This is a genomic window from uncultured Salinisphaera sp. (assembly GCF_964012375.1).
GTDB lineage: Bacteria > Pseudomonadota > Gammaproteobacteria > Nevskiales > Salinisphaeraceae > Salinisphaera.
In genome coordinates, this window is sequence record NZ_CAXGSH010000020.1 from 24970 (window position 1) to 43283 (window position 18314).

Below are 18314 nucleotides of genomic sequence, written 5' to 3' on the forward strand. Positions count from 1 at the left end.
TCTCCAACCCTTTCAATCGGGAGTGCCGCTCATGGCCTTCAACATGCATAACCGCCACCTGCTCAGCCTGATGCATCACAGCACCCGCGAGCTGATCTATCTGCTCGACCTGTCGCGTGATCTCAAGCGCGCACGCTATACCGGCAGCGAGCAGAAGCACCTGCGCGACAAGAACATCGCGCTCATCTTCGAAAAGACCTCCACGCGCACACGCTGTGCGTTCGAGGTGGCAGCCTATCAGCAGGGCGCGAACGTCACCTATATCGACCCGAGCTCGTCGCAGATCGGGCACAAGGAAACGATCAAGGACACCGCGCGTGTACTCGGGCGCATGTACGACGCCATCGAATACCGCGGCGCGGATCAGCACACCGTCGAGCAGCTTGCCGAGTTTGCCGGCGTGCCGATTTTCAACGGTCTGACCGCCGAATATCATCCCACCCAGATGCTGGCCGACGTGCTCACCATGCGCGAGCACAGCGACAAGCCGTTGCACGACATCAGCTATGCCTACCTGGGCGATGCCCGCTACAACATGGGCAAGTCGTTGCTGATGATCGGCGCTAAGCTCGGCATGGACGTGCGTATCGCAGCGCCCAAGGCGCTCTGGCCGGAGCAGGCGCATATCGATGCCTGCGAGCAGTTCGCCGCCGAGTCCGGGGCACGGCTCACGCTCACCGAAGACCCGGCCGAAGCGGTCGCGGGCGTCGACTTCATCCATACCGACGTCTGGGTGTCGATGGGCGAACTGATCGAGGCCTGGGCCGAGCGTATCGACATGCTCATGCCGTATCAGGTCAACCGGGCGCTGATGGACAAGGCCAACAACCCACGGGTGAAGTTCATGCATTGCCTGCCGGCGTTTCATAACGCCGAGACCAAGGTCGGCAAGCAGACGATCGAGCAGTATCCGCAGCTCAAGGACGGTATCGAAGTCACCGAGGAGGTGTTCGAATCGCCGGCCTGTATCGCCTTCGATCAGGCCGAGAACCGCATGCACACCATCAAGGCCGTGCTCGTGGCTACGCTCGGCGATATCTAGCCCACCGACGCCCCATTGCCTTTCCGCGCAGGGGCGGGCTTACCGCCCCGGGCACCACTTGCGATCGGCACGGGCCGACCCTACGGAGTATCTGTATGCGTATCGTCACCGCTCTGGGCGGCAACGCGCTACTACGCCGCGGCCAGCCGTTGACCGCCGAAAATCAACGCGCCAATGTGCGGGTAGCCTGTGAACAGCTCGCCCGCATCATGCCCGAACATGAAGTCGTGATCGCGCACGGCAACGGCCCGCAGGTGGGTCTGCTGGCATTGCAGGGCGCGGCCTACGAAGAAGTCGAGCCCTATCCGCTGGATGTGCTCGGTGCCCAGACCGAGGGCATGATCGGCTATGTGATCGAACAGGAGCTGGGCAATCTGTTGCCGGCCGAAGCATCTTTCGCCACCGTGCTAACGCAAGTGGAAGTCGATGCCGACGATCCGGCCTTCAAGCATCCAAGCAAGCCGATCGGCCCGGTCTATACGCGCGAACAGGCCGACCACATGGCCACAGACAAGGGCTGGGCGATCGCGGCCGATGGCCACATGTTTCGACGCGTGGTCGCCAGTCCACGTCCGCAGCGCGTGTTCGAGATCCGCCCCATCAAGTGGCTGCTGGAAAAAGGCTGCGTGGTGATCTGTGCAGGCGGCGGCGGGATTCCCACGGTGTATGACGACAACGGTCAGCTGCGTGGCGTGGAAGCGGTCATCGACAAGGATTATTGTGCCGCGCTGCTCGCCGAGCAGGTCGAGGCCGACCTGCTGCTTATCGCGACCGATGTGGACGGCGTTTATGTAAACTGGGGCAAGCCCGATCAACAGGTTATCGCCGAAGCGGCCCCCGATGCGCTCGACGCCGACCAGTTTGCGGCCGGCTCGATGGGGCCGAAGGTGGGTGCAGCGTGCCGCTATGCCATGCGCACGGGCGGCACCGCCGTCATCGGTTCGCTGGCCGATATAGAAGCCATCGTGGCCGGGCATGCCGGCACCCGCGTAAGTACACAATATGCCGGCGTGAGGTATCGCTGACACCATGGCGACAGAAGAGTACAGAAAGCAGATGCCGGTGGAGATCGTGTGCCCGGTTCAGGGGCCGATCTTTTCCGGCAGGGCCGATATGGTCGTGGTGCCGGCCGCGTACGGCGACGTCGGTATCACGCCGGGCCATGCCCGTATGCTGACCCGCATCGAGCCGGGCGTGGTGCGCCTGGTCAATGCCGGCGAGGAATCAACCAATTATTTCGTGTCCGGTGGTTTTCTCGAAGTGCTGCCGCATCTTGCGACGATCCTCGCCGATACCATCGAGCGCGCCGCCGATATCGATGAAGCCGCGGCGGAAAAAGCACGCGAGAAGGCACGGGCGACCCTGCGCCAGGCGCATGATCGGATCGATCGCGAACGTGCCGAATACGAGCTGGCCCTGGCCGCCGCCCGTATCAAGGCGCTCGAAAAAGGGCGAAAAGGCTACTGACGTAACGCAGCCCGTCCACAATCGATAGACACCTGCCTATCAGGCGCGGCGATCGTTGCTGGCATTGGCCATTGATAGCTCCTCGATATGTCGTTGCGCGCTGTCTGACAGCGCCGGCGACAACCGGCGACAACCGGCGATAGCGGCGTTGTCGTGGCTTTAGTCGTCGCGCTGTTGCTCGGCCTCGCGCAGCACGCGCCGGCTGGTGCGTGCCACGGTCCAGCCTATGAGCACGACAACGACAAGAGTCGCCACGAGGCCGCCGCCGTAAAGCAGCCATTCGTTGGTGCCCCATTCGGTGGGATTGGTCCCGCCAAGCAGCTTCTGGCCGCTCGCGCCCAGCCAGATCAGAAACAGTTTGATCGGCAGCATGCCGAGCAGGGTCGCCACCAGAAACGTGGTCCAGCGAATCGTGCTGGCGCCGAGCACATAGCTGGTGAGATTGAACGGTACCGCCGGCGACAGGCGAATGAGCACCGTGATCCAGAAGCCGCGTTGCTCCACGGCGGCTTCGATCTGCTGGGCGAGGCGGTTGCTGTTCACCTTGCTCGATACCCAGTCCCGTGCCAGCCAGCGCCCGCATACAAAGCCCACGTTGGCCGCGATGAGTGCGCCGGCCATAACCGCAACGCTGCCGGTCCAGAACCCGAATATGGCGCCCGCGATCAACTCCACCAGGCCGGTAGGCGCGGCGAGGGCGCCAAGCGCGCCGTAAACCAGCGCGAAGATCACTGGGCCTGCCCAGCCAAGCGACTCGAACTGGCTGCGCGTATCGCGAAACAGTTGTCCGAGATCGAATACGGTCGAGCCGAGTACGAAGACGAGCACGGTGAGCGTGAGCAGGGCTAGACGCAGGATGGTTTTATTCGACAAGGCGAGACCCTGCGGCATGTAAATGGGCTGACGCGGTGCCAGACGGCATTGTCCACACGGCGGCGTATGCCGGTGAAACCCGTCGGGCCCAGGTTTCGACGCCATTGTGGCATCAATGCCGGCTCGTTGGCTGAGGCCGCGGATCGCTCATATACGACTAAAGGTTTAGTACGGGCAGCCGATACTAACCGCGCAACTTGTATTGCGCGCAACCGAAATGCGCAAAAGGTAATCATGAAAACTGTCGCAGCCGACGCGGGTTTTGCGCCCGCCTCCATAATTGATGACGCGCCGGCCGATACGGCCGCTTCGATCGCGCCGACAAAGAAGCCTAAACGCAATACGCCGCTCAAGCACAAGATTGGCTGGGTTGCGGCTGCGCTGGTGCTCGGCCTCGCGGCGGTCGTGGCCGACGTGGCCTGGGAGTCGCGGGGTCAGCTGTACGATTCTCGCCAACAGGGCCTGCGCGACACCGTGGATATGGCCGTGCATATCGTCGATCGGTTCAAGACTTCGGCCGATAACGGCACGATTAGCGTGGAAGAAGCCAAGAGCCGAGCGGCCGCAGCGCTTTCCAGCATGCACTTCGGCGACAATGGCAACAACTACGTTTTTGCCATCGATTCCAATCTGGCTGCCGTTGCCCATCCGCGCCTTGCTGCAGGCGAGGATCTGTCCGGTGTAAAGGACCAGGACGGCGTCTACATGTATCGCCAGATGAACGAGGTGGCACACGCCGAGGGCAAGGGCTTCGTCTACTATAAAACCCAGCGTGTCGCCGGCGGCCCCGAGCTGCCCAAGATGAGCCTGGTCGAGCATTTCGAGCCCTGGAACTGGACCATCGCCGCAGGCGTCTATATCGACGACATCTCGGCGACGTTCCGCCACCAGCTGCTCAAGTATGCGCTGGTGCTGGGTGCGTTCGGCCTGTTGATGATACTCATGCTGGTCTACCTTGCTCGCTCGATCTATCGTGATCTGGGCGGCGAAACCTATGAAGCGCGCGCCCAGCTCGAGAACGTGGCCCGCGGCGATCTGGCGACCTCGTTCGACCTGGACGCATCGCGTGAGAACAGCCTGCTGGGCAGCGTCGAGAAGATGCGCCGGGATCTTGCCCAGCTGATCGCAGGCATCGGTGATGGCAGTGCCTCCATCGAAGGCGCAGCACGCGAGATTGCGCAGGCAAACTCCGATCTGTCTTCGCGCACCCAACAGCAGGCGGCGGCGCTGGAGCAGAGCGCAGCCAGCCTGGAAGAATTGACGGCGACCGTCGCCAACAACGCCGAAACGACGCGTCATGCCAGCTCCATCGCCACCGAAAGCGGCACGGCGCTGCATAACAGCCGGCAGCTGGTCGGCGACGTGGTCGATTCGATGGATCATATTCGTAGCAATGCCGACGAGATCGCCCAGATCACCACCGTGATCGACGGCATCGCCTTTCAGACCAACCTGCTGGCCCTCAACGCCTCGGTAGAAGCCGCGCGCGCGGGCGAGCACGGACGTGGCTTCGCCGTAGTGGCCGAGGAAGTTCGCAAGCTCGCGGCCCGTTCGGCCGAGGCGGCAAAGAACATCACCAGTCTCACGGAGCGCTCGGTCAAACAGGCACGCGATGGTTCGGAGCGGGTAGAGCAGGCACGCAGCTCCATGGCAACGCTGGGCGAACACGTCGAGCAGACCCAGGGCCTGATGACCGATATCTCGAATGCCACGAGCGAGCAGTCCGACGGCATCGGCCAGGTGAACCAGGCCGTCGCCCAGATGGACGAAATGACCCAGCAGAACGCGGCCATGGTGGAACAGGCCGCTGCGGCCTCGCAGTCGCTACGCGAGCAGGCCGAAGCGCTGCGCCGCAGCATTCTGCGCTTTCGGATCGACTAGCCGTCCGATCGGCCCGGCATGCACACAGTTTTCATGCTGGGCCGAATGTAGCGGTCGGCGCGGCGGCGACCCGGGAACGATCGGGCCGCCGCCTTTTTCGTGTTCCGAGCGGCATACGCCTTGCCTGTGTACCCTGCCTGTCGACAGCCGTCCGTACGGGCGGCACAACTCGATACGACAAGGAACAGGCGGTCGCTATGTACAATCTTTCCAAAGCCGCCGCAGTGGTCGGCGGGCTCGTTATCCTGGTCGCCCTCGGGCTGATCGGCTATGTCGTCGCCCCTTATTTCGTGGACGACTCGGCCGCGGATCGCACGGCATTTCTCGACAAGGTGTCCGAGCAGATCAACGTCGATTTGCCGAGTCAGGTGGATGAAAGCACGCGGCTGGAAAGCACCACGGTTAACGGCGACATGCTGCAGTTCCACTACACCTTGATGCCGCCGCTGTCGGACACCCTCGATGCCGATAATTTCATGGCGCGCTATGGCGACGGCATTCAGCAGATCATCTGTGAGAAAGGTCGGTTGCGGCGCATGCTGCAGAACGATTTCCGCGTGGCCTACCAATACCGGCTAGCCGACGGGTCGGAGCTGGGTACGATCAAGGTCGAACGCGCCGACTGTGGTGTTTGACCTGTAAGCGAGTCCGACCGCGGCGTCTGGCGCGCAACGCAGCGCTAGGCCGGGGGCGCGATCGAAGCATCGGCGAGGGTACTGGCCGCTGCCGCTTTTCCACCACGCACGCACAAAAAAGCGGGGCCTATACGGCCCCGCCCGGATCGTCGCTTGGGCGTGCGCTAAGCTTTAGAACATCTCCGAAGCGCCGATTTCGCGCTCGCCGCCCGACGGATCGTAGCGGTTGTTGATGTGGTCGCCGGTGATCATTTCCTTATAGCCCTTGCCGGGGCCGACCATCGGGTAGACGCCGGCATCGGGGTCGACCACGACCTCCAGGAAGGCCGGGCCCTGGAATTCCAGGAACTCCTTGACTATGCGTTCCATGTCGGCCGGGTCGCTCAGGCGTACGGCATATTCGAAACCGTCCGCTTCGGCAGCCTTGATGAAGTCCTTTTTGTGCAGCGATTTGTCCGAGGCGGACAGGCGGCCCTTGAAGAACAGCTTCTGCCACTGCTTGACCATGCCGTCGCCGTTGTTGTTGAGCACAACGACTTTCACCGGCAGGTTGTAGGTGGTCACCGTCTCCATTTCGCCGATGTTCATGCGAATGGAGGCATCGCCGTCGATATCGATGACGAGCTTGTCGCGGCGCGCGAAGGCAGCGCCGATCGCGGCCGGCAGGCCGAAGCCCATCGTGCCCATCGAACCGGAGGTCAGCCAGAGGCGTGGTTCGCGAAAATCGAAATACTGGGCGGCCCACATCTGATGCTGGCCCACGCCGGTGGCGATGACCGCCCGGCCGCCGGTATTGCGGTTGATTTCTTCGATAACCGCATAGGGCTGAATGAGGGCGGTGTCGCGATCGTAGTTCATGGCGAAATCGCGCTTGAGTGCAGCGACTTCTTCGTGCCAGGTGGAATAGTCGGCCGAAAAGCCGTGCTCGCGGCCATAGGACAGAACGCGCGACAGGCTCGGCGCGAACAGGCCGACATGATGCCAGTCCACGGCCTTGACCTTGTTGATCTCGGAGGCGTCGGCATCGAAATGCACCAGCGACTTGGCGTTGGGCGCGAACTTGTCCGGCACGCCGGCCACGCGGTCGTCAAAGCGTGCGCCCACCGCGATGAGCATGTCGCAGTCTTCGACCGCATAGTTGGCAAACGCCGTGCCGTGCATGCCGAGCATGTGCAGGGACAGCGCGTCGGTGGTGTCGAAGGCGCCGATACCCATCAACGTGGTGACCACGGGAATACCGAATGCCTGGGCGAAGGCGGACAGCTCGCTGGCCGCATCGGCATTGATCACGCCGCCGCCGGCATAGATGAGCGGGCGCTCGGCCTGGGCGAGCAGCTCGAAGAGCTTGGCGCATTTGTCGTCGGTGAGCTGGCTTTCGCGCAGCGCGCGCATGCGCTGACGATAGCCGGGCACCGCCAGCACGCCGCTTCCGCGATAGGCGCCTTCCCAGTTCTGTACGTCCTTGGGCACGTCGATCACCACCGGGCCGGGGCGGCCCGAGCGCGCGATCTCGAAGGCGGTACGCACGGTGGCTTCCAGCTTGTCCGGGTCGGTGACCATGAACACGTGCTTGGCCGCGCTGGAAAAGATGTTGGAGACCGGGGCTTCCTGGAAGGCATCGGTGCCGACCGCCGCGCGGGCGACCTGGCCGCAGATCAGCACGATCGGCACCGAATCGGCCATGCAGTCGCGTACCGGGGTGACGCAGTTGGTCGCGCCCGGCCCGGAGGTGACCATGGCCACGCCCACCTTGCCGGAAGCGCGCGCATAGCCGGCAGCCATGAAGCCCGCGCCCTGTTCGTTGGCGGGCACGATCAGCGGCATCTGGTCGTGGTTGTCGGCGTTGTAGCGAAAGATCGCGTCGTAGGTCGGCAGGATCGCACCGCCGGAATAGCCGAAGATCGTATCCACGCCTTCGTCGGCCAGTACCTGTACGATCATCTCCGCACCGGAGAGCTGGGCCCCCGACAGCGGATGAGAATCGGACGGCGTGGCGGCAGACTGGGCGTTGCGCATGGGTGCACCCTATGACGGCGTGGAAAACAGGCGATTATAGCGCACAACAGGCACGCATCGGCGCCTGGTTTACGCAAACCCGGGCGACTCGGTTGCTTCGCCGGGGTATTGGGCGTATTTTGCGCCGTTTGCACGCGCGCGAAGCCGCCTGAAATCAAGGCTGGGATGGGATGAGACACGTCATATCGGTTCTGATGGCCAACGAAGCCGGCGCGCTCGTGCGCGTGGCGGGCATGTTCTCGCAGCGCGGCTTCAATATCGAAAGCCTCAACGTCGCGCCCACCGAAGACAGCACCGTATCGCGCCTGACCCTGGCCACGACCGGCACCGAAGACGTGGTCGAACAGATCAACCGCCAGCTGCTCAAGCTCGTGGACGTCATCGACGTGCTGGATATGACCGGCGACGCCCATCTCGAACTCGAGCTCGCTTTGATCAAGGTCCGCGTCAAAGACAGCGGCACATCGATCGAGGCGCTGGCCGATCCCTACGACGTGGCCGAGATCAGCCGCCACGGCGATCTTGCGACGCTGCGCTATCTCGGCGACGGCGCAGGCCTGAATACGTTCGTGGCCACGCTCGAAGAGGCCGACGTGCTCGTCGAGCTGGCGCGTAGCGGTGCGGTTACCATGACCCCGGGCGCCGAAGGGCTGCATTATCAGGAGCCGACGGACGATTCCGTCGAGTATTTCTAACTCATTCAAGACATTGCGGCATTCAATTCGCCGTATTCCTTAAGAAAGCAGGAGAAAGACCTTGAGCATGAACGCGTATTACGACAAGGACGGCGACCTGTCCCTGATTCAGAGCAAGAAGGTAGCCATCATCGGCTATGGCTCGCAGGGCCACGCCCACGCCAACAATCTCAAGGACTCCGGCGTCGATGTCGTGGTCGGCCTGCGCGAAGGCTCGTCTTCGGCCAAGAAGGCCGAAAACGCCGGCCTGAAGGTCGCCAGCATCGAAGACGCGACCGCCAGCGCCGACGTGGTCATGATCCTGACCCCGGACGAGCATCAGGTCGCGCTCTATAACGAGCAGATCGAGCCCAACATCAAGCAGGGTGCAGCCCTCGGCTTCGCGCACGGCTTCAACGTGCACTTCGAGCTCATCGAGCCGCGTGCCGATCTGGACGTGATCATGATCGCGCCCAAGGGCCCGGGTCATCTCGTGCGTGCCACCTACGAAAAGGGCGGCGGCGTGCCGAGCCTGATCGCCGTGGCCCAGGACGCCTCCGGCCAGGCCAAGGACGTGGCCCTGGCCTATGCCGTGGCCAACGGCGGCGGTCGTGCCGGCATCATCGAAACCAGCTTCCGTGCCGAAACCGAAACCGATCTGTTCGGCGAGCAGGCCGTGCTGTGTGGCGGCACCATCGCCCTGATCCAGGCCGGTTTCGAAACGCTGGTGGAAGCCGGTTACGAGCCGGAGATGGCCTATTTCGAGTGCCTGCACGAAGTCAAGCTCATCGTGGATCTGATCTACGAAGGCGGCATCGCCAACATGCGCTACTCGATCTCGAACACGGCCGAATACGGTGACATCACCCGTGGCCCGCGTCTGATCACCGAAGAAACCAAGGCCGAGATGCGCAAGATCCTGTCGGAAATCCAGACCGGCAAATTCGCGCGCGAGTTCATCGGCGAGCATCAGGCCGGCAACCCGACGCTCAAGGCGAGCCGTCGTCTGGCCTCGGAGCACGAAATCGAACGCGTGGGCGACAAGCTGCGCGGCATGATGCCGTGGATCGCCAAGGACAAGATCGTCGACAAGTCGCGTAACTGATTCCGGCGATTTTCTGACTCGGCCACACTGAAACGGATTCCGCCGCATGCGGCGCAAGACGCTTTTTCATCTCGTGCCGGAAGGCTGGGCCGTCCTGGTGGGACTGGCTGTGGCGTTCTTTATTTTGAACGCCGCAGCCGGCTTCTGGGCGGCCTCGCCTGTTCTGGTGTTGATGCTCGTGGCCGTTCTCTACTTTCGGGATTCGCCGCGCAACGTGCCGGCCGAGCCGCTCGCGATCATCGCGCCGGTCGACGGCAAGGTGATACACCGGCGTGAATGCTATGACCCGTTTCTCGACCGCGAAGCCATCAAGCTGTCGCTGCGGGTCGGCCTGCTTGCCAACTATCTGATCCGCTCGCCGGTCGAGGGCACGGTAGTCGAGCTTTCCGGCGAGGCGGTAGAGAATCTCGACGGCTGTGCGTCGTATATCCGTACCGACGAAGGCGATCACGTCGTCATGGTCATTCGCGAGGGGCGGCTGTTCGGCCTGCGCCCCTGTCGCGGCGGTTACGGCGAGCGCGTGGGCCAGGGCCGCTGCTGCGGCATGCGCCGGCTCGCGCGGCGGGTCGATCTGTACCTGCCGGTCAATTCCCGCGTTGAAGTCGAGCTCGGCGATTCCGTCCGCGGCGGCGCCCGTGTGCTGGCCAAGCTGGTACACAAGCCCAACGTACGCCGCGATCCCGAAGAAAATGGGCCCTCTTAGTAACCGTGGATGGGGCGATCGCAGTCCAAACGCTGCTATTGCCGACGCCATCGACTATAGGTCTGCACGCCCCGGTGCTTTAGACTTGCGTCATGAGTGATATCGAATCCGAGCGGGACAGCCGCCGCAAGCGGGGCATCTATCTACTGCCCAATCTGTTTACCACTGGCACTTTGTTTGCCGGCTTCTATTCGATCATTGCGGCGACCCAGGGCCGCTTCGTCGTCGCGGGGGTGGCGATCTTCGTGGCCATGCTCACCGACATGCTGGACGGGCGTGTCGCGCGCATGACCCATACCGAAAGCGATTTCGGTATCCAGTACGACAGCCTCGCCGATCTGGTGTCGTTCGGGCTGGCCTCGGGTTTTCTGGCCTACGTATACAGCCTGGAAAGCCTGGCCTACTACAGCAACGTCGCGGGCAAGCTCGGCTGGCTGGCGGCGTTCTTCTATACCGCGGCTGCCGCGCTGCGCCTGGCGCGCTTCAATATCACCCGCGGCGGCGCCACGGAGAAGAAGATTTTCCTCGGCCTGCCGAGCCCGGCCGCGGCCGGCTTGCTGGTGGGCTTCATCTGGGCGAGCGCGGATTTCGGTATCGACGGCAGCAGCCTGGTGATCCCGGTGCTGGCGCTGACCATCGCCGCCGGGGCGTTGATGGTGTCGAACGTGCGCTATGCCAGCTTCAAGGATCTGGATTTCGGCGAGCGGGTGCCGTTTCGCTACATTCTGATCATGCTGGTCGTGTTCGTGGCCATCGTGATCGATCCGGCGCGTATTCTCTTTCTCGGTTTTCTGATCTATGCGCTGTCCGGGCCGGTACAGGCGCTGCGCCGTCACCGGCGGCGCAAGAAGCCGGCCTGAACAGGGCGGCGACGATGAGCGGTCGAGTCGAATAACCACTGGGTTGAAGCCAGGAGCGCGCCATGACGCCCGGCGATCGTAAACGCATGCTGGATGCTCTGGGGTTGGTCGATTGGCAGCCCCGCGCGGACCGGATGACCGCCGGCACCGGTGCAACGCAGGCCGCAGTTGCAGATCGCCAGGAGCCTGCGCCCGACCGGGCGCCGCGTACGGTCCAGCCCGACCTGGCCACGCCGGGCCCGGCAGAAAAAGCCGCGGTCGAACAGCCGACGGCGAGCACCCCAGCGGAGGCCGCGGCGGCTCCAGACATGGCGCACCACGACGGTCCCGACGAGCCCGCCAGTACGGTGGATGCATCGCCTGTCGATACCGAGACGACGAGCGCCGCTGGCGAGGTGGCCCGCATGGACTGGGACGAACTCGAGGCCTGGCTGGCCGGGCGCGATCACCGCGGTGCAACGCGCCCGGTGTTCGGTATCGGCGCCCGCGATGCGGATGTTCTGATCGTGGGTGAGGCCCCGGGCGCGAACGAAGACGCGCAGGGCGTGCCTTTCGTGGGCCGTGCCGGCAAGCTGCTGGACCGCATGCTCGCCGCGATCGGCTGCTCGCGGGACACCAACGTCTATATCACCAATATCTGCAAGTTTCGTCCGCCCAATAATCGCGACCCGAACGCCGACGAAGTGGCCGCCGACTGGCCGGTGCTCGAACGCCAGATCGAACTGATGGATCCCAAACTGGTGGTGGCGGTTGGGCGCGTGGCCGCACAGACGTTGCTCGACAGCAAGCAAAGCCTCGGCAAGCTGCGCGGCACGCTGCATCGGTATCCGCGCCGGGAACTGGACGTGCTGGTGACCTATCACCCGGCATTTCTATTGCGCAGCCCGGGGCAGAAAGCCAAGGCCTGGGTCGATCTCAAGCAGATCGCCAGACGGATCGCCGCGCAATGAGCGTCGAACCGCGCCAGCTCGTCGAGGTGCGCGCCATGCGCGCGCGCGACGTGCCCGCAGTGCTGGAAATCGAACAGCTGTCGTACGGCTATCCCTGGAGCGAACGTATCTTCCACGACTGCCTGCGGGTGGGCTATCGCGGCTGGGTGGCCACCGACCTGAACGCGCGGGTGCTGGGCTATACCCTGCTGTCGGTTGCGGTGGATGAAGCTCACGTGCTCAATCTCTGCGTGGCCCCCGATGCACGCGGCCACGGCGTGGCCGACCGGCTGCTGGACGCGTTGATTGCCCAGGCGGCACGCGAGAACGCCGAGCGCGTTCTGCTCGAAGTCAGGCCCTCCAACAAGGCCGCACGGCGACTGTATAAACGCCGCGGTTTTCAACGCATTGCCACCCGGCCGGGCTACTATCCCTCGCCGGAGGGGCGTGAAGACGCCTTGTTGCTCGAACTGGCACTCGTCTAACCGTAACCGGACTTTCAAGTAATGATCGACTCGCGCGAGCGCCGGGCCCAGCTCGGCTGGGCCTTCTACGACTGGGCCAATTCCGCGTTCGCGACCACGGTCGTGGCCGGTTTCTTTCCGATCTTCTTCAAAAGCTACTGGAGCTCGGGGCACCCGGCGGAAACCAGCACGCTGCAGCTGGGCGTGGGCAGTGCCCTGGCCAGCCTGGTCGTGTTGTTCCTGGCGCCGTTGCTCGGCGCGGTGGCCGATCGCAGCCGGCGCAAGAAACCCTGGCTCGCATTGGCTACGGCCATCGCAGTTGCCGCGACCGCGGGCCTGTTCTTCGTCGGCGAGGGGCAGTGGCTGTTTGCGCTCACGCTGTTCGTGATCGCCTCGGCCGCCTTCTTTCTGGCCATGGTGTTCTACGACAGTTTGATCGTCGATGTCGCCAGCCCCGCAGACTACGACCGCGTGTCGGCGCTGGGCTACGGCCTGGGGTATCTCGGCGGCGGGCTGTTGCTGGCGGTGAACGTGGCAATGACGCTTTGGCCGGAGATGTTCGGTCTCGCCGACCGGGCCGCAGCGGTGCGCTGGGCGTTTCTGAGCGTGGCCGTATGGTGGGCGCTATTCTCCCTGCCGGTGTTCCTGTGGGTGGCCGAGACGCGCGAGCACGATACCCCCGGCGCCGGCCAGGCCATGCGCGAAGGCCTGGCCGAGCTGCGTCGTACCGCGCGGAGGATCTTTTCAGAAAAGCCGGTGTTCACCTTCCTGATCGCCTACTGGCTGTATATCGACGGCGTGCACACCATCATCCGTATGGCGGTGGATTTCGGCCTCAACCTCGGCTTCGGCGAAACGAGCCTGATCACCGCGCTGCTGCTCGTGCAGTTCATCGGCTTCCCGGCGGCGGTCGCGTTCGGGTGGCTGGCCTCGCGCTGGGATACCAAGAAGGCGATCTATCTCGGACTGGCCGTGTATGCGGCGGTCACCGCATGGGGCTATTTCCTTGCCCACGAATGGCAGTTCTACGTCATGGCCATGGTGATCGGCCTGGTGCAGGGCGGGGTGCAGTCGCTGTCACGGTCTTATTTCGCGCGCCTGATTCCCGAAGGCAGGGCGGGCGAGTACTTCGGCATCTACAACATGATGGGCAAGTTCGCCGCCGTGATCGGCCCGCTGCTGGTCGGGGTGACGGCCGCGGCCACCGGCAGTGCGCGCCTGTCGATCCTGTCGGTGTTGATTCTGTTCGTGGCCGGCGGCTGGCTGCTTACCCGGGTCGATGCGCGCCAGGCCCCCGCTGCCGCCTGATACGGCTCAACTGGGCCGCCGGCCGGGGTGCGGGCGGCGCGTATCGCCGTCGTCGCCCGCGCGCCAGCGCTGCGGGCTTTGTCCCGACCAGCGTGTAAAGCTGCGCGAGAACGCGCTGTGCTCGGAATAACCCAGCAGCTGAGCGACGTCCGCCACGGTCAGGCGAGGATCGCGTAGATAGGCCGTTGCCAGTTGGTAACGTACATCTGCCAGCTCGTCCCGATAACGGCTGCCCGACTCGCGCAGTCGTCGTTGCAACGTGCGCGCGCTTATACACAGGCCATGGGCGATATCCTCGAGGCTTGGCTCGCCGTTATGTAGTGCCCGTGCGACTGCGTGGCGCAAATCATGGATCAGCCTGGGTGTGTCGGGCAGAGCGGCCAGGCGATCCTCGGCCTGGCGCTCCATGAGCGCGGCTAACTCGGCGTCCGCGCCGCCCAACGGTAATAGCATCGTATCCAGGCCGACCTGGATACGGGTTTGTGGCTGATCGAAGAGCACCGGGCAGCAGAAATACTGCTCGTATGGACGGATATCCGCGGGCGCCGGATTCATGAAACAGACCAGCCGCGGGTTGGCGCAATGGCCGTTTTCGGCGAGTGCAGTCGGGTCGATAAGATGCTGGCAGTAGGCCACGAGCGCGGTGATACCCGTTTCGTCGACCAGCGGGCCGGGCCGTCCATAGGAGGCATCCCAGCTGAGCTCGATATAGTCGCCGACAAGCCGCTGTTGCATCGGCGCATAGTCACAGATAAGGCGTTGATAGCGGTCCAGGCGGCTCAACGCGCCCGCCAGATGATCGCAGGCCAGGGTGAGATGCCCCAGCACGCCGAGATGACGTGGCGTGATCGTTTGCCCCAGATGTAGGCCGAGACGTTCGTCATCCATATGCGCGGCGGCTCGGGCCAGCATGTCGGCCCATTCGGTGACGGGAATACCGGTCGCGGCATCGGCGTCCGGCGGTTGACGGCGTAGCACCGCGCCGGCCGATTCGCCGCGTGCGTCGAGATAATCGAACAGCAATTGGACGTAGTAGGGGGGTACCGTCCCAGTCAGAACGGGTTCGGTCATCGGCAGCTGCATGAGAGGTTGGCGCGAATTGTCAAGCTACTCTGTCGCGGATTGTCGAGCAAGGGCCCTGCGCGCCCGGCAGACTCAGCGCTCCGACTTGTCCTCGCTTTGAGCGGGGCACCGACGAGTGAACGATATGAAGACAATCGCGGGCAAGGTGGCCATGGTGACCGGTGCCGGCGGCGACGGTATCGGCAATGCGCTGGTGCTGGCGCTCGCAAAGGCCGGCGCAAAGGTCGCTTTTTGCGATATCGACAAGCTCGATCGGACGCGCGGCGAGCTCGACCGACTGGGGGCGCCGTACCACGCTGCCCAGGTCGACGTGAGCGATCGTACAGCGATGGCGGACTTCATCGAGGCGGTGGTCGCGCGCTTTGGCGGGCTCGATATTCTGATCAACAACGCCGGCATCGCGCTGGGTGATCGCGGCTTCGAGCAACTCAGCCACGCCGACTTCGAGCGCATCACCGGCGTCAATTACTGGGGCGTCATCCATAGCACGCAGCTGGCGTATCCGCATCTGATCGCCAGCGACGCCGCGGCCATCGTCAATTTGTCGAGCAGCCAGGGCATTCTGGCCCTGCCGTTTCTGGTGCCGTATTGCATGACCAAGTTCGCGGTGCGAGGTTTCACCGACGCCTTGCGCGCGGAACACCGTCTGCGTGGTATCGATCACGTGCAGGTGCACACCGTGCATCCCGGGGCGGTGGCGACGAACATCACGCTCAACGCGGATTATCACGGATCGAGCACACAGCGTTTCCACGAGGATTTGCAGAAGGGCACTGATCGGCACAAGGCCGCAGCCATCATTCTAAAGGGGATTGTGCGCAACCGCCCCCGCATCATGATCAGCGATGGTGCCGCGCACGACCTGCTCGCGCGCCTGATGCCGGCAGCGAACACCCGGGTGGTGCGCTGGCTCATGAGGCGCCGCAAGATCGCGATCAGGCCGCTGGATCGCGCGTGTCTGAAAAAGCATGCGCCGAGCCGTTAACAGGCGACCACCGCCGCGAGCACATCCCGGAGATTACAGCATGGAACTCAAGACGCAGGATACCGACAGAATATGGTTGGTGGCGATCATCGGCACCGGTTTTGGTGGCCAGACCGCCGCGATCAATCTTCAGCGCCGAGGCATCGATGATTTTCTCATGCTGGAGCGCCGCAGCTTCATGGGCGGCACCTGGCGTCAGAACAGCTATCCGGGCGCGGCCGTGGACGTGCAATCGCCGCTGTATTCGCTGTCGGCGGAGCCGTATCCCTGGACTCGGATGTTTGCCGAACAGCAGGAGCTGGCGGAATACACGCGCTACGTCATCGGCAAGTATGGGCTGGAAGACAAGGCCCGACTCAATGCCAACGTATCCGGCGTGCGCTGGGACGCCGACGAACTCGTCTGGCGAATCGATATCGAAGGCCACGACAGCGTGCGTGCACGTATTCTGATCAATTCGTCGGGGCCGCTGTCGACGCCGGTCGTGCCTGATTTCCCCGGTCGGGAGCGTTTTCAGGGCGAGAGTTTTCATACCAACGACTGGAACCATGACTACGATCATCGCGGCAAGCGGGTGGCGATCGTGGGCAGCGGGGCGAGTGCGGCTCAGGTCATTCCGGCCATTGCCCCCGAAGTCGAACAATTGCATGTCTTTCAGCGCACGCCGCATTGGGTGATGCCGCGTCCAGACCGCAAGTTCAGCCGCCTGCAGCGCAAGCTGCTCACGATCAAGCCGCTTTACTGGCTGCTGCGAACTGGAATCTATCTGGGCCTGGAGAGCCGTATCATCGGCTTCAAGTATTCGCGCACCATGCTCAATCTGGTGGCCCAGAAGAAAGCCGAGCGCCATCTGAAAAAACAGGTGCCCGACGACGCGCTGCGCGCCAAGCTCACGCCGGACTTCACCATCGGCTGCAAGCGCATCATTCTGTCGAATACGCTGTATCCGGCACTCATGCGCGATAACACGACCCTGCATGCCCGCGACGAGGGCATTGCCCACATTACCGAGCGCGGCATCGTCACCCACCAGGGCGACGAAATCGAACTCGACTGTATCGTCTGGTCGACCGGCTACGATGCCAGCGACGGCATGATTTCTTACCCCGTGGTCGGCCGCAACGGCCAGACGCTGGCCGACTTCTGGGCGGATTTCCCGCGTGCCTATCTGGGCACCGCCGTGCCCGGCTTCCCCAATCTGTTTATCGTCACCGGGCCGAATACCGGGATAGGTCACACGTCGCACATTTTCATGATCGAATCGCAGATGGCGTACATCATGCAGTGCGTCGAGAAGGTGCAAAAATACGATCTGCAGACCATTGAGGTCACGCCCGAGGCCGAGCAGCGCTATACCGACAGGGTGCAAAGCGAAATGACCAAGACCGTCTGGCATACCGGGGGCTGCGACAGCTGGTACAAGAGCGAGTCGGGCCGAGTCGTTGCGATGTTTCCAGGGTTCACCTTCATGTTTCGCCTGATGGCGAAATGGTTCAAGCGCGCCGATCATCGCCTGGCCTGACACGCGTCGGCGTAGCCGTTCAGGGTTCACTCGCAATACGTTGATCGCCGCTTGCGCGAGGCTGTGTGCGGTACCGGTCCGACCAGCGCATGCGGTGAACGACAACCTAGCCTTCGGGCCTAGCGGAGACGGTAATCCGCGATGCGAATGGCCGCGCGGTCGATTGGCTCGTCGATTGGCTTGCTGGCTGCCGGCACGCCACGTGCTTCGAGCCGAGCGCCCCTGCGCTCGGCCAATGCCGCTGTCCGCGCGCGGGCCACGAGGCGGCGTCCATTCCCGCGCAGGCCGTCCTGCTTGACCTGATGTTTGGTTGAGGTCTTAGCCTGGCGCATTCCATGAAAACAAACGCGCTGGAAAACCGATGGACAAACAATACAGCCCCTGGAACCGTGATCTGTTCGCCGATTGCGCCGTCTGCAACATCGGCGCCGCCGACATGATCTTCGTGTCCGGTATGGGGTCGGAAGATGTCGACACCGGGGAAACCCTTTACCCCGGCGATATCGAGGCCCAGGCACGCTATGCCTACGATCGGATCGTGACCATTCTGGAAAACAACGATTCCGGGCTTGGCGAAGTGGCGCGCGTGGTGGCCTACCTTACCGACATGCGGCACAAGGACGTCTACGAGCGGGTGCAAGGCGAATACTTCGCGGGCCTGAAGATGCCGGTGCATTCGCTGGTTGAAGTCAGCGCGCTGGCCTGGCCCGAAATGCTCGTCGAGGTGGAAGTCACCGCCGTGCATCCGCACTGAGCGGCCCATGCCG

The 18314-nt window shown here is 63.5% G+C and carries 18 protein-coding genes; 15 read left to right on the forward strand and 3 right to left on the reverse strand.

The window, feature by feature from the left end; translation table 11 throughout:
- The first annotated feature begins 31 nt into the window (after positions 1–31).
- From ABNU97_RS05455 to ABNU97_RS05465, 3 genes are all read left to right on the forward strand, one after another.
- Positions 32–1042 carry an ornithine carbamoyltransferase gene (locus ABNU97_RS05455; protein WP_348765738.1) on the forward strand — a complete coding sequence of 337 codons (1011 nt, stop codon included), beginning with the start codon at positions 32–34 and terminating at the stop codon, positions 1040–1042.
- A gap of 95 nt (positions 1043–1137) precedes the next feature.
- Positions 1138–2067, forward strand: a complete 930-nt coding sequence (arcC, locus tag ABNU97_RS05460; RefSeq protein WP_348765739.1) for a carbamate kinase — start codon at positions 1138–1140, stop codon at positions 2065–2067.
- Positions 2068–2071: 4 nt separating this feature from the next.
- A complete protein-coding gene (locus ABNU97_RS05465; RefSeq protein ID WP_348765740.1) occupies positions 2072–2509 on the forward strand; it encodes a F0F1 ATP synthase subunit epsilon in 438 nt (145 codons plus the stop codon).
- Positions 2510–2668: 159 nt separating this feature from the next.
- Here the strand turns inward: ABNU97_RS05465 and ABNU97_RS05470 are convergent, their stop codons facing one another.
- A complete protein-coding gene (locus ABNU97_RS05470; RefSeq protein WP_348765741.1) occupies positions 2669–3382 on the reverse strand; it encodes a TVP38/TMEM64 family protein in 714 nt (237 codons plus the stop codon).
- A 234-nt stretch (positions 3383–3616) separates the two neighbouring features.
- Here ABNU97_RS05470 and ABNU97_RS05475 point away from each other — a divergent pair, with 234 nt between their 5' ends.
- A complete protein-coding gene (locus ABNU97_RS05475) occupies positions 3617–5263 on the forward strand; it encodes a methyl-accepting chemotaxis protein (RefSeq protein ID WP_348765742.1) in 1647 nt (548 codons plus the stop codon).
- Positions 5264–5460: 197 nt separating this feature from the next.
- A complete protein-coding gene (locus ABNU97_RS05480) occupies positions 5461–5898 on the forward strand; it encodes a hypothetical protein (protein ID WP_348765743.1) in 438 nt (145 codons plus the stop codon).
- 171 nt (positions 5899–6069) lie between these two features.
- Here the strand turns inward: ABNU97_RS05480 and ilvB are convergent, their stop codons facing one another.
- A complete protein-coding gene (gene ilvB / locus ABNU97_RS05485; protein ID WP_348765744.1) occupies positions 6070–7914 on the reverse strand; it encodes a biosynthetic-type acetolactate synthase large subunit in 1845 nt (614 codons plus the stop codon).
- A 170-nt stretch (positions 7915–8084) separates the two neighbouring features.
- Here ilvB and ilvN point away from each other — a divergent pair, with 170 nt between their 5' ends.
- The 7 genes from ilvN (at position 8085) to ABNU97_RS05520 (ending at position 13957) form a co-directional block, all read left to right on the forward strand.
- Entirely contained in the window at positions 8085–8609 is a 525-nt protein-coding gene (gene ilvN, locus ABNU97_RS05490; RefSeq protein ID WP_348765745.1) for an acetolactate synthase small subunit, read from the forward strand.
- Positions 8610–8676: 67 nt separating this feature from the next.
- Positions 8677–9693 (forward strand): ketol-acid reductoisomerase, encoded by a 1017-nt coding sequence (gene ilvC / locus ABNU97_RS05495; protein WP_348765755.1) that lies wholly within the window; start codon positions 8677–8679, stop codon positions 9691–9693.
- A gap of 46 nt (positions 9694–9739) precedes the next feature.
- Complete coding sequence (locus ABNU97_RS05500) at positions 9740–10396, forward strand: hypothetical protein (RefSeq protein ID WP_348765746.1); 657 nt, start codon at positions 9740–9742, stop codon at positions 10394–10396.
- A gap of 92 nt (positions 10397–10488) precedes the next feature.
- Positions 10489–11256, forward strand: a complete 768-nt coding sequence (locus ABNU97_RS05505; RefSeq protein ID WP_348765747.1) for a phosphatidylcholine/phosphatidylserine synthase — start codon at positions 10489–10491, stop codon at positions 11254–11256.
- A gap of 62 nt (positions 11257–11318) precedes the next feature.
- Entirely contained in the window at positions 11319–12206 is an 888-nt protein-coding gene (locus ABNU97_RS05510) for a uracil-DNA glycosylase (RefSeq protein WP_348765748.1), read from the forward strand.
- The gene (gene rimI, locus ABNU97_RS05515) at positions 12203–12670 is read left to right on the forward strand and encodes a ribosomal protein S18-alanine N-acetyltransferase (protein ID WP_348765749.1); all 468 of its coding nucleotides are present in this window, start codon (positions 12203–12205) and stop codon (positions 12668–12670) included. Before ABNU97_RS05510 ends, rimI begins: the two co-directional genes overlap by 4 nt.
- A 21-nt stretch (positions 12671–12691) precedes the next feature.
- Positions 12692–13957 (forward strand): MFS transporter, encoded by a 1266-nt coding sequence (locus ABNU97_RS05520; RefSeq protein WP_348765750.1) that lies wholly within the window; start codon positions 12692–12694, stop codon positions 13955–13957.
- Positions 13958–13963: 6 nt separating this feature from the next.
- On the opposite strand, the gene ABNU97_RS05525 is transcribed toward ABNU97_RS05520, so the two are convergent.
- Positions 13964–15028, reverse strand: coding sequence for an AraC family transcriptional regulator ligand-binding domain-containing protein (locus ABNU97_RS05525; protein ID WP_348765751.1), 1065 nt, complete (start codon positions 15026–15028; stop codon positions 13964–13966).
- A 136-nt stretch (positions 15029–15164) separates the two neighbouring features.
- Between ABNU97_RS05525 and ABNU97_RS05530 the strand changes: the two genes are divergently transcribed.
- The 3 genes from ABNU97_RS05530 (at position 15165) to ABNU97_RS05540 (ending at position 18301) form a co-directional block, all read left to right on the forward strand.
- Entirely contained in the window at positions 15165–16025 is an 861-nt protein-coding gene (locus ABNU97_RS05530; RefSeq protein WP_348765752.1) for an SDR family oxidoreductase, read from the forward strand.
- 40 nt (positions 16026–16065) lie between these two features.
- Positions 16066–17547, forward strand: a complete 1482-nt coding sequence (locus ABNU97_RS05535) for an NAD(P)/FAD-dependent oxidoreductase (protein ID WP_348765753.1) — start codon at positions 16066–16068, stop codon at positions 17545–17547.
- A 361-nt stretch (positions 17548–17908) separates the two neighbouring features.
- A complete protein-coding gene (locus ABNU97_RS05540) occupies positions 17909–18301 on the forward strand; it encodes a RidA family protein (protein ID WP_348765754.1) in 393 nt (130 codons plus the stop codon).
- Positions 18302–18314 lie beyond the last annotated feature (13 nt).

What these genes read in the sequence shown, in the direction of transcription:
- ABNU97_RS05455 (WP_348765738.1), top strand. Translation starts at nt 32, where the DNA reads ATGGCCTTCAACATGCATAACCGCCACCTGCTCAGCCTGATGCATCAC.
- arcC (WP_348765739.1), top strand. Translation starts at nt 1,138, where the DNA reads ATGCGTATCGTCACCGCTCTGGGCGGCAACGCGCTACTACGCCGCGGC.
- ABNU97_RS05465 (WP_348765740.1), top strand. Translation starts at nt 2,072, where the DNA reads ATGGCGACAGAAGAGTACAGAAAGCAGATGCCGGTGGAGATCGTGTGC.
- ABNU97_RS05475 (WP_348765742.1), top strand. Translation starts at nt 3,617, where the DNA reads ATGAAAACTGTCGCAGCCGACGCGGGTTTTGCGCCCGCCTCCATAATT.
- ABNU97_RS05480 (WP_348765743.1), top strand. Translation starts at nt 5,461, where the DNA reads ATGTACAATCTTTCCAAAGCCGCCGCAGTGGTCGGCGGGCTCGTTATC.
- ilvB (WP_348765744.1), bottom strand. Translation starts at nt 7,914, where the DNA reads ATGCGCAACGCCCAGTCTGCCGCCACGCCGTCCGATTCTCATCCGCTG.
- ilvN (WP_348765745.1), top strand. Translation starts at nt 8,085, where the DNA reads ATGAGACACGTCATATCGGTTCTGATGGCCAACGAAGCCGGCGCGCTC.
- ilvC (WP_348765755.1), top strand. Translation starts at nt 8,677, where the DNA reads ATGAACGCGTATTACGACAAGGACGGCGACCTGTCCCTGATTCAGAGC.
- ABNU97_RS05500 (WP_348765746.1), top strand. Translation starts at nt 9,740, where the DNA reads ATGCGGCGCAAGACGCTTTTTCATCTCGTGCCGGAAGGCTGGGCCGTC.
- ABNU97_RS05505 (WP_348765747.1), top strand. Translation starts at nt 10,489, where the DNA reads ATGAGTGATATCGAATCCGAGCGGGACAGCCGCCGCAAGCGGGGCATC.
- ABNU97_RS05510 (WP_348765748.1), top strand. Translation starts at nt 11,319, where the DNA reads ATGACGCCCGGCGATCGTAAACGCATGCTGGATGCTCTGGGGTTGGTC.
- rimI (WP_348765749.1), top strand. Translation starts at nt 12,203, where the DNA reads ATGAGCGTCGAACCGCGCCAGCTCGTCGAGGTGCGCGCCATGCGCGCG.
- ABNU97_RS05520 (WP_348765750.1), top strand. Translation starts at nt 12,692, where the DNA reads ATGATCGACTCGCGCGAGCGCCGGGCCCAGCTCGGCTGGGCCTTCTAC.
- ABNU97_RS05525 (WP_348765751.1), bottom strand. Translation starts at nt 15,028, where the DNA reads ATGACCGAACCCGTTCTGACTGGGACGGTACCCCCCTACTACGTCCAA.
- ABNU97_RS05530 (WP_348765752.1), top strand. Translation starts at nt 15,165, where the DNA reads ATGAAGACAATCGCGGGCAAGGTGGCCATGGTGACCGGTGCCGGCGGC.
- ABNU97_RS05535 (WP_348765753.1), top strand. Translation starts at nt 16,066, where the DNA reads ATGGAACTCAAGACGCAGGATACCGACAGAATATGGTTGGTGGCGATC.
- ABNU97_RS05540 (WP_348765754.1), top strand. Translation starts at nt 17,909, where the DNA reads ATGGACAAACAATACAGCCCCTGGAACCGTGATCTGTTCGCCGATTGC.